The sequence below is a fragment of the Paenibacillus etheri genome (genome assembly GCF_001012825.1).
Classification (GTDB): domain Bacteria; phylum Bacillota; class Bacilli; order Paenibacillales; family Paenibacillaceae; genus Paenibacillus_AQ; species Paenibacillus_AQ etheri.
This window is the reverse complement of sequence record NZ_LCZJ02000037.1, coordinates 237,465-251,064: the sequence shown is the minus strand read 5'-3', so window position 1 is coordinate 251,064 and position 13,600 is coordinate 237,465. Positions and strand designations below refer to the sequence as shown.

11 protein-coding genes are annotated in these 13,600 nt (G+C 46.4%); all 11 read left to right on the top strand.

The genetic code is table 11. The annotated features are described in order from the left end of the window. The first annotated feature begins 38 nt into the window (after positions 1–38). The 11 genes from UQ64_RS24635 (at position 39) to UQ64_RS24585 (ending at position 13,455) form a co-directional block, all read left to right on the top strand. Complete coding sequence (locus UQ64_RS24635) at positions 39–1,397, top strand: spore germination protein (protein ID WP_060626018.1); 1,359 nt, start codon at positions 39–41, stop codon at positions 1,395–1,397. Beyond that, a complete protein-coding gene (locus tag UQ64_RS24630) occupies positions 1,397–2,497 on the top strand; it encodes a GerAB/ArcD/ProY family transporter (RefSeq protein ID WP_060626017.1) in 1,101 nt (366 codons plus the stop codon). The genes UQ64_RS24635 and UQ64_RS24630 overlap by 1 nt, the downstream gene beginning before the upstream one ends. After that, positions 2,494–3,591: a Ger(x)C family spore germination protein gene (locus UQ64_RS24625; RefSeq protein WP_060626016.1), complete on the top strand. Its 1,098-nt coding sequence runs from the start codon at positions 2,494–2,496 to the stop codon at positions 3,589–3,591. Before UQ64_RS24630 ends, UQ64_RS24625 begins: the two co-directional genes overlap by 4 nt. 91 nt (positions 3,592–3,682) lie before the next feature. After that, the gene (locus UQ64_RS24620; RefSeq protein ID WP_060626015.1) at positions 3,683–4,078 is read left to right on the top strand and encodes a Fur family transcriptional regulator; all 396 of its coding nucleotides are present in this window, start codon (positions 3,683–3,685) and stop codon (positions 4,076–4,078) included. 228 nt (positions 4,079–4,306) lie between these two features. Then, positions 4,307–6,301: a methyl-accepting chemotaxis protein gene (locus UQ64_RS24615; protein WP_060626014.1), complete on the top strand. Its 1,995-nt coding sequence runs from the start codon at positions 4,307–4,309 to the stop codon at positions 6,299–6,301. A 121-nt stretch (positions 6,302–6,422) separates the two neighbouring features. Further along, positions 6,423–7,235: a uroporphyrinogen-III synthase gene (locus UQ64_RS24610; protein ID WP_060626013.1), complete on the top strand. Its 813-nt coding sequence runs from the start codon at positions 6,423–6,425 to the stop codon at positions 7,233–7,235. Between the two features lie 204 nt (positions 7,236–7,439). Further along, positions 7,440–8,078 (top strand): ThuA domain-containing protein, encoded by a 639-nt coding sequence (locus UQ64_RS24605; RefSeq protein ID WP_060626012.1) that lies wholly within the window; start codon positions 7,440–7,442, stop codon positions 8,076–8,078. A 96-nt stretch (positions 8,079–8,174) separates the two neighbouring features. Continuing rightward, positions 8,175–8,522 carry a phasin family protein gene (locus UQ64_RS24600; RefSeq protein ID WP_060626011.1) on the top strand — a complete coding sequence of 116 codons (348 nt, stop codon included), beginning with the start codon at positions 8,175–8,177 and terminating at the stop codon, positions 8,520–8,522. Further along, positions 8,523–10,190 (top strand): ABC1 kinase family protein, encoded by a 1,668-nt coding sequence (locus UQ64_RS24595; protein WP_060626010.1) that lies wholly within the window; start codon positions 8,523–8,525, stop codon positions 10,188–10,190. A 384-nt stretch (positions 10,191–10,574) separates the two neighbouring features. Next, positions 10,575–12,392 carry a DEAD/DEAH box helicase gene (locus tag UQ64_RS24590; protein ID WP_425339618.1) on the top strand — a complete coding sequence of 606 codons (1,818 nt, stop codon included), beginning with the start codon at positions 10,575–10,577 and terminating at the stop codon, positions 12,390–12,392. Between the two features lie 199 nt (positions 12,393–12,591). After that, positions 12,592–13,455, top strand: coding sequence for a M15 family metallopeptidase (locus tag UQ64_RS24585; protein ID WP_060626008.1), 864 nt, complete (start codon positions 12,592–12,594; stop codon positions 13,453–13,455). Positions 13,456–13,600: the final 145 nt, after the last annotated feature.

The window sequence follows — 13,600 nt, the reverse complement described above, 5'->3', positions numbered from 1 at the left end:
GCATCCGGGAAGCACAGGATAAATAGGAGGGATGATCCATGTCAGTTCAACAGGATAAGCACAATGTTTCTCTGGAATGGATCAAGGATCAGTTGAACGGTTTCGCCGATTTAATCGATAGGACGCTTGTTGCACCTTTTGGGCAGATTGACCTGCTTTATATCAAAAGCGTTGCAGACGGACAGATTCTCAGTCGTAATGTGATTACTCCGTTCTATGAAATGGAGAATATTAACGCGTACCATAACTACATTCTGACGTATCCAGGCACCGAAGAGGAGACTACGAGGGAAAAAGCGATCGAGCTTTTGCTCAGCGGTTATATTCTTCTGGGTTTAAATGATACGTTCTGTTTCTTTGATGCTATGAATAGGGAGATTAGTGGTGTTAATGAAACATCTGCAGAAAGCATTTCTCAGGGGCCGTCAGATGCACTGACGGAGGATATAGCGATTAACCTGAACATGATTCGTCGGCGCTATCAATCCACTAATCTAAAAATGGAAACCATGGTCATCGGCGATGTCTCAAAAACAAAGGTGGCGATTCTATACGACATTAGTCGTGTTGATCCTAATGTTTTAGCAGAATTAAGGGAGAAGATGAATACACTAAAGGTTGATATTTTGCAGGCTATGGGAGAACTTGAGAAATTTCTAAGCAGTGACAGTCTGAGAATATTACCCAAGTCCATTGTGACCGAAAGACCAGATAGAGTGGTTTTCAATTTGTCTGAGGGAAAAGTAGCGATAATGCTGGATACTACGGGTTATGCGATAGTTTTGCCTTCCATATTTAATGATTTCTTCACATCCATGGATGATAAAATCCAACTTCCTATCGTGGGCCGTTTCTTAAAGCTACTGCGGATTATCGGTGTGTGCATGACGTTGTGGTTGCCTGCAATCTATGTAACACTTACCGCGTATAACCCAGAGATTATTCGTGTGCAGGTTGCACTGCTCATTTCAGGTAGTCGTGCGACCGTGCCTTATCCATCTTTTGTGGAAGTACTCTTAATGCTTATGATGATGGAATTTCTGACCGAGGCGAGTTTACGGCTTCCCAAGGCGATTGGTCCTACGGCCACGACGGTTGGAGGTCTAATCTTGGGTCAAGCAGCTACGGCGGCCGGGCTTGTAGGGAATATCATGATTATATTGGTTTCGGCCGTTGCAATATCCAATTTTCTGATTCCGCTGAATATGATGAGCTTGTCGATACGCGTACTGAAATACATTTTCCTTTTTGCCGCAGCTTTTTTAGGATTGGTAGGGGTAGTGGTCTGTGTAGTGGGCTTCGCTATGTATCTATGCAATCAACGGAGTTTCGGACAACCCTATTTCAGATTGTTTTTTCTTGATAATCTTGGTAAGAAGAAGGGCGGGGAACATTGATGGCCAAAAGCCGTTATTTCTACTGTCTTTTTCTGATGAACAGCTTGATCAACATCATTAATTATGTTCCTAGGGAACTAATAGACAGACGTTTTGCAGGTGCTTTGATGTCCGTACTAATCGGAACGATCTTTGGCACTTTGTTTGTTTATATCTTTACTGTATTGATTGCTAAGTTCCCCGGAAAGGGGTTTCCGGAAATATTTTACTCTTTGCTTCCTAAGAAGTTAGCCAAAACCTTACTACTCCTCTTTGCTGGCTTATGGTGTGTGGCTGGTGGGGTTACGCTACTTTCTTTTGTAGATATCACGCTGCGGTTTATCAGTCCAGATTCGAGTCCTTATACCGTTGTGATCAGTTTTTTAGTCTTGGTCTGCATCTGCTGTCGCTTTGATTCTCTATCCATCTTGTATGGGCTTGAAATCATTCTCAGCGTAACCTTACCGTTAATTATTTATGGTCTCGTAAAAGCGTTGGCCAATCCGGACTTCAATTGGGATTCTGTTCTGCAGGTCACAACATACTTCTGGCATAAGCCGGATCTAATGAGCCTTTCGGCGGCTACCTTTTCTTTTAGTGGGTACTTAAACCTGGCCATATTTAATCGGGTATTTCATGGGCTGAAGCTTAAGCATGTCTGGATTTTAGGGGTGGAGGGACTGTCCGTATTGCTCTTGACTTTTTTAGTTCCCATCGGTTATTTCGGAACCGTTGCTATTGATAGACATGTGTATACATGGTTCTCGACGGCAGACAGTATCCGTATGGAAAACTTTATTATTGAACGGATGCTGTTTATCTTTTATTTTGCCTATTTGAGTTTATCTCTGGTGAGTGTAATCGTTCTTTGGCATGGAGGTTTAGAGCTTTTGAAAGGTGCCATTTCATCTGTGAAAAAACAGTCCCCAAAAGCAGAGCGATGGAAAGAGTGGAGCATTCTAGGGTTGTTTAGCGCGATGGTTCTGTCCTTAATGGGGCTGGATCAATATGAACTTAATATGTTTGGTGCCTGGTTTCTGCAAATTCGCTGGTTTGGTGAGATGTTCATCATCGCTTTGCTGTTTTATTGTTATCGCAAAGTTAGGAGGGGGAGTCTGTGAGAAGAGTACTTGGTGGGATTGGGATTACCTTACTCCTTCTTCTTTCTGGCTGTGACTTCAAGGAGATTGATTTGCGGATTTTCGTGCTGGCGATTGGCGTTGACCAAGGTGCAGAAGAAGGGGGTTTTAAGATTAGCTTGAAGCTTGCCATCCCTCAAGGGGATGTTACCAAGATTGATGAGAAGGTGCAAATATTGACTGAGGAGTCTCCGAACATTTCGGAAGCGCTCCGTAGAATGAAATCCAGAGTGGAAAAGGAGCTTGATTACTCCCATTGTAAATCAATTGTTTTGGGGGAGGCGGTTGCGCGTAAAGATATTCTACATGTTATGGATTGGGCTGTGCGACGTAGAGATATGCAGCTTATTCTTAATTTTGCAATAGGGCGTCCGGAAGCACTTCAGGTTCTACAGGTAAGACCCGAATCGGAGCGGATCCCATCGAATTCTCTTATACTGGCTATGAGTGGACAAGGCACGGAGTCTCCATTTATTTCTAGTGTATATTCCTTTCAGCTGATGAGAAATATTTACGAGAAGGGGATTGATCCGATTCTGCCGATTATCGAAGCCAAAGGGGAAAAGGAGTTTTTAATTAATAAAATTGCTCTGCTCAATAATGAAAAAATCAAAATGGTTCTTACGCCTAACGAAACCCGGATATATAATCTGCTGTCGCGCCCGAACTTACGAACCAATTTGCCAGCCCATTCAGAGGGAGTTATGTATCAGTACTACACAGAGAGATCATCCTCGCACTATAAAATCCTGACACCAGAGCATGGGAAAGCTACTATTCGTTATCATATTAAGATAAAAGGTATCCTCGAAGAAAGTAGCAGCCCGGATCTGGTGACTCATAGCATGCTGGAGAAAATTGCAGTTGCTGGGGGAAAGGAACTGGAAGCGGATGTTTTAGCGTTGTTGACTAAAATTCAAGCTAGTGGTCTGGATCCTTTTGGATGGGGTCTACACTATGGAGCAAGGCACTTTAATAATGATACCGAAATGGAAGTGTGGGAGGGACTTTATGCTGGGCTTGATTTTCAAGTCAAAGCTGAAGTAAATATTAAATATTCTGGATTGATTCAATAACTGAGAAAGTAATGAGTGGATAAAAGTGGGATTGACGTTCCTACATTCACGATTTATACTTGATCTAAAAACAAGTTAGAGGATGATAGCAATGAAAAGCCTGAATTTGACTTCCCAACGTCAAGCCGTTTACGATATCGTCCTTAATTCACATGACCATCCCACTGCTGCGGAAGTAATGAATCGGCTAGTAGAACAAGGTCATAGCTTAGCATACGGTACTGTATACAACTCCCTACGTTATCTTTCAGATAAAAAAATGATTCGTGAGCTTAAGCTTGGTGAGGCTGCCAGCAGATATGATGCCCGCATGGATGATCATCAGCATATCATTTGCGAGGTTTGTGGAGCGGTTGACGAGGTGATGAACCAAGTTCCACGAGACTGGATGAACACAGTGGCCAAGGATACTGGATATACGATTGGTCATGCCCATGTAGTATTCGGAGGCGTATGCCCGAACTGCAAGAATAAAAGTATGAACTAGGAAAAGAGAACCGGAGCCTTTTGCTGCGGTAATGATAAGGAAATAGGCTAATTTGAGTAGACCGCTCTCTTTAAAGCGGTCTTTTTGTTGCGTTTATATGACAATTCATAAGAATGATGAGAAAAATGAAGAAAGATAGGAGGAAAATCGGTTCCAAAGGAGGATATATAATTATATATTAAGTCTGGTAAATATGTCCTTGTTTAAGACTCGAAGAGAGAGAGTGTGATGACATTTATGAACAAAAAAGCAGGTATGAGTATTCGAACCAAGTTAATTCTTACATACCTATTAGTTCTGCTGTTGCCCAGTATCATAATAGGCTGGCGAACCTATCAATCTGCCAGCCATGAAGTGGAAGATCAACTGGTGAGCAATGCTACCGAAAGTGTTGTGGCAGTTAATGAAATCATCAACTCGAATATTCAATCCAAAATAGATGCTGTTTCTTATTTTTCCACTGAGTTTACCGCTGAGGGGACCAACAGTGAGGCAACTGGGAAGAAGGTTGCTTCTATGAAGGACAGATTAAAGGAATATGCTGTGCTACATCCGGATGTGCTAGACATTTATGTTAGTACAAGCAGAGGAGAATCTATCCATGCTTCGGAAGCCAAGCTGCCTGAAGGCTACGATCCCAGACAGGAAAGTGCCTATATTAATTCTTTGAAACACGGGAAAGGTGCCGTGATTTCTCCTGCCTTTCAAACCGTAAATCAGGAAACGGCGATTGCGATATCAACGGTCTTGAAGAGCGGAGACGGGGTAGTAACCTTGAATCTCAACTTATCCGCATTAGGAGATTTGACCTCGACGAAGGTTGGCAAGGAAGGATATATTATTATCCTTGATAACAGCAAGAAATATCTTGTACATCCAACAAAGGCTATTGGACAGGAATCATCCGATGATTTTGTAAAGAGAATGTTCGAGGACGAACAGGGTTCTTTTGATTATGTCTACAAGGATACGCACAATAAGATGACGTTTATGGTGAACGAGCTTACGGGCTGGAGAGTCGGAGGTACGATAAGCATAGATGAAGTGACTTCGGCAACGAGCGATATCCGTAATACAGCGATGCTTGTTATCGTAGTTTCCGTGCTGTTCGCATTGATCGTGATCTATTTTAATATTCAATCCATTTTGCGGCCGCTTCTCCGGCTTCGGAAAGCAACTGCAGTGTTAGCGAAAGGTGATTTGTCCGAGAATATTGGGGCTTTCCGCAGAGATGAAATTGGTATGCTTGCTGAGAACTTTCAATTAATGGTGCTCAGCTTGCGGGAGATGATCGTTGGCGTACAGGAGATGACGGGCAATGTCTCCTCTTCAGCCGAAGAGTTAACCGCCAGTGCTGAGCAGAATGCCCAAACGATCGAGCAGATGACGATAGCGATTCAAGAGGTAGCGGCAGGGACAGAACGGCAGGTTATCGGTGTGCGAAAAGGAATGGAAAGTACAGCGGCGACGACAAGCGAAGTGGATCATATTTCTGTATATATGGAGCAGGTGTCTGCGATGATGGACAAAACTTCGCTCTCTGCTTCAGAAGGAAATGATTCGGTCATCAGCGTGGTGGATAAGATCAATGGTATCCATGAAACGGTGGGAGAGCTTGGCAGTGTAATCGACAAGCTGAACGAAAGAACGGGTCAAATTGAAGGCATTGTCGGCGTCATCACAGGGATTGCCCGTCAGACTAATTTGTTAGCTCTAAATGCTTCTATTGAGGCGGCCAGAGCTGGAGAACATGGCCGTGGATTTGCCGTTGTTGCCGCTGAAGTGCGTAAGCTGGCAGAGGAATCAGAGAGATCAGCGCATCTGATTGCAGAGCAGATCACCGCCATTAATAGTGAGATGACGCTGGTGACCCATACGATGGAAGATACAAAGCAGCGCGTAACAGAAGGGATTGAGGCCGTGGATACTTCCGGACGTTCCTTCTCCCGTATCCGTAGAGCGGTCAAGAGTGCCGCAGAGAAGATTGAGGCAATGGGCGGGGCTGTACAGACCTTAATGGTGGAATCAGATCATATGGAGAAGGCTATTGGAGAGATTCGCGGAATCACCGAAGAAGCGGCTGTAAGTACAGAGACCATCGCAACGGCAGCGCAAGAGCAACTCGCTTCTGTTGAAGAAATGGCATCTTCGTCTACCGACCTTAGCCGTCTTGCGGAGGAACTGCAAAAGCTTGTGAGTAGCTTTAAAATACACTCTTCCTAGCATTAATATATATTTCAGATAGGAGAACGATGCTTTTATCTTCCCTTTTGCAGCCCTTTGCAAGTATACTGATAAACAATAATGTTGGGTTAGGCAACGGAGAGAGGAGAGATAATAGTACATGGCAGAGCAATTGAAAGGGTTCACGGTCGCCTTGGCGGGTCCGCGTAAATCGGAAGAAATGGCCAAGCTGGTCCAAAATATGGGGGGGACGGCGTTATGCCGACCTGCCCAAGGTACTGTATTTCTTGATGATAAGGCATTGGAGGAAGGATTGAATTCATGGATCAGCCATCCTCCTTACTTGGTGATCCTTACCACAGGCATGGGACTGGATGCTCTCTTCGAAACGGCTGAACGCCTGAATATCGCTGATCGTTTCTTAGAAGTACTTTCTGGTTCTATTATTGCCGCACGGGGTTATAAGACAGTGAATGCTTTGAAGAAAAGAGGGCTTACGCCAGAGGTTTGCGACGACGACGGAAGTACGATTGGACTGATTCGTGGCCTTCAATCCCTGGATTTGCAGGGCAAGGAAGTTGTTCTGCAGCTGCACGGTGATCCAGCTCCTCGTATGCTCACATGGCTGCAGGAGGCAGGGGCGAATACACGCCAAGTGCTGCCGTATCGTCATACTCCACCAGAACCGGGTGAGCTTGAAAGACTGCTCATAGAAATTACAGAAGGCAAGATTGATGCCGTGGCTTTTACGAGTGCTCCACAATTTCGTTTCCTCTCTCAATTTGCTCGGGAACAGGGCAAGCTGGAGGAGATGTTGAAGTCTTTCGATGATAAAGTGCTTGCTGTTTCTGTAGGGCGTATTACCTCTGAGGCTCTTAAGGAAGAGGGCGTACAGCGTATCATCATGCCCGAGCATGAGCGGATGGGAAGCATGATTGTAGAACTGGGGAAATATGTGGCGGCGAACCGCTAGATCTGTGCGCGGCAACCTTACAAGATTGACGATACCACACAGAAGCATTCCCGCCAGATTCACTGGGTGGGGGTGCTTTTTTGCCCGGCAGATGATGACTTAAGAGTAGTAAACCTGCCATCTGCATGGACATTCGCAGCAGTTTTCCTTAGAATATAGGCAACATGTGACGAATAATAACAATGAATAAGGAGGAGGATCCCCATGGACAAAAGAAAATGTCTCTTACTTGGTGATTATACCCATCCCCGTTTCCATCCACTTCAAGGAGTGGACCAACAAATTAGCGAGATCTTAAATGATTTATTAACCGTTCAGTGTTCGGAGAATAAAAAAATGATGCGCATTGAGCATTTGGCAAGTTATGACTTATGCATTGCCTACAACGAATTGTGGAACGAAACTGTATCTCCTCAGCAAACTGCTGGCCTACTCAGCTATGTGAGCGGTGGTGGAGGACTGATTGTTCTTCATACTGGTGCTTCATTGACGAAGCGTAACGAACTAGCTCAGCTGATCGGTGGCCGCTTTAAAGGTCACTCTGCTTACGAGCCGATGAATTTCAAGGTGCTAGAGCATGACATTACTGAGGGCGTTGAAGACTTCCAACTAGATGAAGAGCCTTATCATTTTGAATTTGACCCGTTCATGGAGCGGACCATTCTGCTTCAGTATGAAACAGAGGATGGATGGTTGCCAGCTGCATGGTGTCACAGCTATGGTTTAGGACGAGTAGTATTCCTAATGCCTGGTCATCATGAACCATCCTTTCGTCACCCAGCACTACGGAAATTGATCCTGCAGGCGGCTACTTGGGCTGCTCGTATTCCGATCACTAACTAAGGAATGTTGTGTTTTTTTGAAATATCTACACAGTGGGGTATACTTTAATCATAAACTCCGTTTGTAATGAAACGGAATCTTTGGGAGGAAAGTACTATGAGTGATTTGTTTAAAAAAGCGATCTCTTTAGGAGTGGGCCTCACCATTGTCAGTAAGGAAAAAGTAGAAAAGGTTGTTGAAGAACTAGTGAAACGTGGGGAGCTTGCTCCTTCGGAGTCTAAGGCCCTCGTTGATCGGCTGATTGAACGCGGTGAGGAAGAGCGAGGTATGCTCAAGTCTGTAGTACAAGAACAGGTACAACGCGTGTTGAAGGAAATGAAGGTTCCTGTACAAAGTGATATTGACGAGCTGGAAAGCCGAGTTGCTGTATTGGAGCGTCGATTGGCCGAGCTGGAAGGGATTTCCCATCTAGAAGGAACATCGGCGGAAACGCGTATGGACTAAATGGCAGTACGCATTAGACATGCCGGACGATACCGGTCCATTGCCATGGCGCTTATGCACCATGGTTTTGGCTATATGGTGGAGGAGCTGGGGCTCTATCATTTATTATCCCTTCCACGCCGTCTTGTAACGCAAGAAGCACATACAAGTCTTACGCTCGGGGAGCGAATTCGGCTGGTATTGGAGGATTTGGGTCCAACCTTTATTAAGCTTGGACAGCTCGCCAGTACCCGTTCAGATCTGCTGCCTGAATCTATTATTCAAGAATTGGTAAAACTACAGGATAATGTGCCCCCGTTCCCTGCGGAGCGCGTGCGCACGATTGTGGAGCATGAACTGGATCAACGAATGGATGAAATCTTCAATTCCTTTGAGGATACTCCTCTTGCGGCTGCATCGATCGGTCAAGTGCATAGAGCTGTCCTTCACAGCGGGCAGGTCGTAGCTGTTAAAGTTCAGCGCCCTGGCATTCTGCGAACGATGAGCAGGGATTTGGAAATTCTCAAAGATCTAAGCGCCCTTGCTGAGAAGCGGTTAGGCTGGGCAAGGCAATATCAGTTGTCCCGTATGGTAGAGGAATTCTCGAAATCGCTGCTTGGCGAGCTGGATTATAGCCAAGAAGGGCGTAATGCAGAGAAGATTGCTCAGCAGATGGATTATGACGGAGTGTATATCCCGGATATCTATTGGGATTTCACATCAACGCGGGTGCTGACGATGGAATATGTGGTTGGGATTACGCTGAGTCGTCGCGATGAGCTACTGAGTAACGGAGTTAAGCTTAAGGTGATCGCTCAGCAGCTCGTGGAAATGATGTTAAGACAAATCTTCATTCATGGCTTTTTTCATGCGGATCCTCATCCAGGAAATGTTATACGGATGGCTGATGGAAAGCTGGCTTTGATTGATTTTGGCATGATGGGGCGACTGAACGAAGAGATGAAAGAGCAGCTGTCTGCGCTTGTCATCGCACTGATGCGCAAGAATACGGATGCTATGGTCCGGGCAATCTTGCGTCTTGGAGTCATTCCTGAGGATGCTGATCGAGCGGCGTTGCATAATGATATGGATCGACTTCGCGATGAGTATTATGATGTTCCGTTCAGTAAGATGAGTATAGGTAAAGCGCTAAACGATCTGTTTGGCATTGCTCGCAGGCATCGATTAGTCCTTCCCCCGGATCTAACGATGCTCGGCAAGACGATGCTGACGCTTGAGGGTGTCATTAGCAACTTGGATCCAACGATTAGCATTCTCGAGATGGCAGAGCCTTTTGGACGGGAGTTAGTCAAGCAGCGATTTAGTGGTCCCCGATTGCAGCGCAAGTTCCTCGGAGGCATAGCTGATTTAACGGAGAGTCTATTGGAGCTTCCTGGGCAAGCTAAACAGTTGTCAGCGCTAATTAGTAAGGGAAAGCTAAAGGTAGAGATTGTGGCACCTGAGCTCGAGCATTTGGAGCGAAAGCTGGACCGGGTTGGGAACCGCTTAGCATTTAGTATTGTGATGCTTGCGTTCAGTCTTATCATGGTTGGACTCATTATTGGCACTGCGATGCGCGGTCAGCCTTCAGTGTTATGGAATTTCCCTACAGTGGAGATTGGCGGCGTAGTAGCGCTTCTGATGTTCTTATGGTTGATCTTTGCGATTTTTAAATCGGGAAGGTTCTAATCTACAACTACTGGAAAGAATAATTATTATTCTACAGTTTCACACAAATGCCGTTCTATCAAGTACAATATAAAGGATAACTTTCTAAGCTTAACTTTACTTCTATTGTATAAAGTGGAATGGAACGCAAATGGAGTGCCGTCTAAACGTCCGGTGGATCGCTGCTGCCCAGAAACCGAACTTTGACCGCACTCTTTTAACGGGTCAAGGGATACATGGGACGGAAGAATGCCGGTGACGGGGTTCTTCCGCTTTTGTTTGAATATAGCTGAATCGGAAGCATACGCCCCCAAAGGGAAAGTTGATAGGGGCTGCCTGAACAGGGCTTTGGAAGACGGAAGTTAAGTAAGAGATGTAATCAAATTTAACTCAGAAAATAGTGAGGTGGAGAATTTGCCGGGATTTAAAGAATTAGGGGTTTCAGAATTACTGTGTACATTGCTTCAAGGTCAAGGCATCGTTAAGCCTACACCAGTGCAACAGGAAGCAATACCGCCATTGGTGCAGGGTCTAGATGTAATTGCAAGAGCGAAGACAGGTACAGGAAAAACATTAGCCTTCTTGCTGCCAATTATGGACAAGATCCACACGGAGCGAGCTTATCCGCAGGCGCTGATTATGGCTCCGACACGTGAACTGGCTTTGCAGATTACGGAAGAGGCACGCAAGTTGGCGCGTCATACAGATATCAAAATCTTGGCCGTTTACGGTGGTCAGGATGTAGAGAAGCAGCTTCGTAAGCTGGAAGGTGGAAGACATCTTATTATCGGTACACCGGGCAGACTGCTAGATCATATGCGCCGGGAGACACTCGACCTTAGTGGCGTTAAGATGCTCGTTCTGGACGAAGCCGATCAAATGCTGCATATGGGATTCTTGGAGGATGTAGAGACTATTATTACGGCTGTTCCTTATCGTCGTCAAACGATGTTGTTCTCTGCGACGATGCCGGATCCGATTAAACGTCTCGCTGCTAATTACATGAAAGAGCCACTGGATATCATTATTAAGAGTGGTTCTCCGATTCCACTGGATAATATCAAACAGCAAGTCGTGGAAGTCTCGGATCGTAATAAAGAAGAGGCACTCAAAGCATTGATTGAACGGGATCGTCCTTACTTGGCTATTATTTTCTGCCGGACCAAACGTCGGGTGTCCAAGCTGAACGAAGCTCTTCAAGCAGCAGGTTATGATTGTGATGAGCTACACGGCGATTTGTCTCAAGGTAAGCGTGAAGGTGTGATGAAAAGATTCCGTGATGCGAAGCTGCAGCTTCTTGTAGCTACAGATGTAGCGGCTCGGGGCCTGGATGTCGAAGGTATTACCCATATCTTTAACTACGATATGCCTCTTGATGTGGATAGCTATATTCACCGGATCGGCCGGACAGGCCGTGCCGGAGGCAAAGGGCTTGCGATTACGTTCACTTCTCCGCGTGAGCAAGATGGTCTAGACTTGATTGAGCACGGCATTTCGCAGCGCCTGGATCGTCGCCGTTACGACAAAGATGAATTCGGCGTTGGCGAATTCGTCGCAGTACAAGGCGGCGGACGCCACGGCGGTCGCCAAAGCGGCGGCGCTGAGGCAGCACGCACGGGCCGCGGACCGAAGACCGGCGGCTCTGGCCGCGGCGGAGCTCCACGCGGTGAAGGCGGAGCGCGGCAAGGTGGCCGCGGCCGCGGTAAGGATAAGGAAGCAGGCGGCTGGGGCAAGCCTGCAGAAGGACGCCGCGGTGGTCGTTCCGATGCGGCGGCTGGAAAGCGTGGCGGCAGTGGCTTTGACGCTGCCGCACCTAAGGGCGGCGGCAAGGCTGCCGGCGTAGTGCGAGTAGGCGGCGGCTATGGCGCCTTCGCCTCCAGAGGCGATGCGCCAGCTAGCGGCAACGCAGCAGCGCCTAGCGCCGGTTCGCGCGTTGCGAACCGAAAGGGCGGCCCAAGCACTGGCTACAGCGAGAACGTAGCCAGAGGCGCAGACGGCGGTGCCTACGTTGGCGGCACACCACGAGGCGGCTTAGGCAGTGGCTACGGTACAGGCCCGTCTAGAGGCGGCGGCAAAGGTGGTAAAGGTAGCAAAGGCGGATACAGCGGTGCCAAGGGTGGCGCTGGTAAAGGGGGACGCAACAGCGGAAACGCGGGTTCCTCACGTGGTGGACGTGGCAGCTCCGGTGGCTTTAAAAGCGGCGGCAGAGGCACATCCAGATAATGTGAGTGTAATTTTATAACTAAAACTTGTTACCATAGGGAAGTTAGCGGACAAGCTAACTACCTATGGTAATCTTTATTTTTTGGACAGAATTGGAGCGATATTTGTCTTAAGAAGGTTCTTAGTGTAACATTTTTGAAGGAAAGCTTGTCTAATAGATAAATAGAGTGTTTCGACTTCGAGGAGGAAGAACTTGCAGATGTCTAAAAAATTAAAAATTTTGATCTTGTTAATTGTCGTTATTGCTGTTGGGTGGGGGATTGGGAAGTATACGACGCCTTCTCCTTCTGCTTCGGACAGTAATGGTTCCAATATAAATGTGCAGGATGATCTTCAAGCTAAGCCTGGTGAAGATGGTAATAGCACCGAAGAGGGCATAACAGACCCAGTGGTAGCTAATCCATCTAATACAACGGATCCCTCTGATCCGTCCGAACCGGATAGTAACGAAAAGGGAAATAGCACTGATGATTCTTTTAAAGAGCCTGACAGCATAGCTGTGATGGTGAATAAGGAGTATGGACTGCCGGAGAACTATAAGCCAACGGATCTAGTCTACCCGGAAGTACGGTTTACATTTAAAGAGAAAATCGAGAAGCGTATGATGCGTAAGGAAGCTGCCGAAGCATTAGAGGAACTGTTCGCAGGCGCAGAGGAAGACGGGATTTACTTGGCTGGCGTTTCGGCCTACCGTTCTAAGGAAACCCAAACGAGGCTGTTCAATCGTTATGTTAAGAAAGACGGAGAAGAACTGGCTCGTACTTACAGTGCCGTGCCTGGCTATAGCGAGCATCAGACAGGGCTTGCTATCGATGTCTCAGGAAGTGACGGAAAATGTGCTGCGGAGAGCTGTTTCGGTGGAACAAAGGAAGCGGAGTGGCTAGCGCAGCATGCAACGGAATATGGTTATATCATCCGCTTTCCAGAAGGAAAGCAGGACATTACAGGATATAAGTATGAGCCTTGGCATATCCGTTATGTGGGCAAGGATATAGCTACTTATATTGCGGATGAAGGGATTACGCTGGAAGAATATTATGATGTCGTACCAGTATCCAAATAACAGAGTGATAGAGGGCAGTCCTAAGAAATACATAGGGCTGTTTTTTTCTTTTTCAGTATTTACAGAAAGTGTCGATAAGTTGCATTCTATTACAATTCGGGTAAGATACGTAGTGTATTCTAAGTACATGGAAGGAAGGGGAATA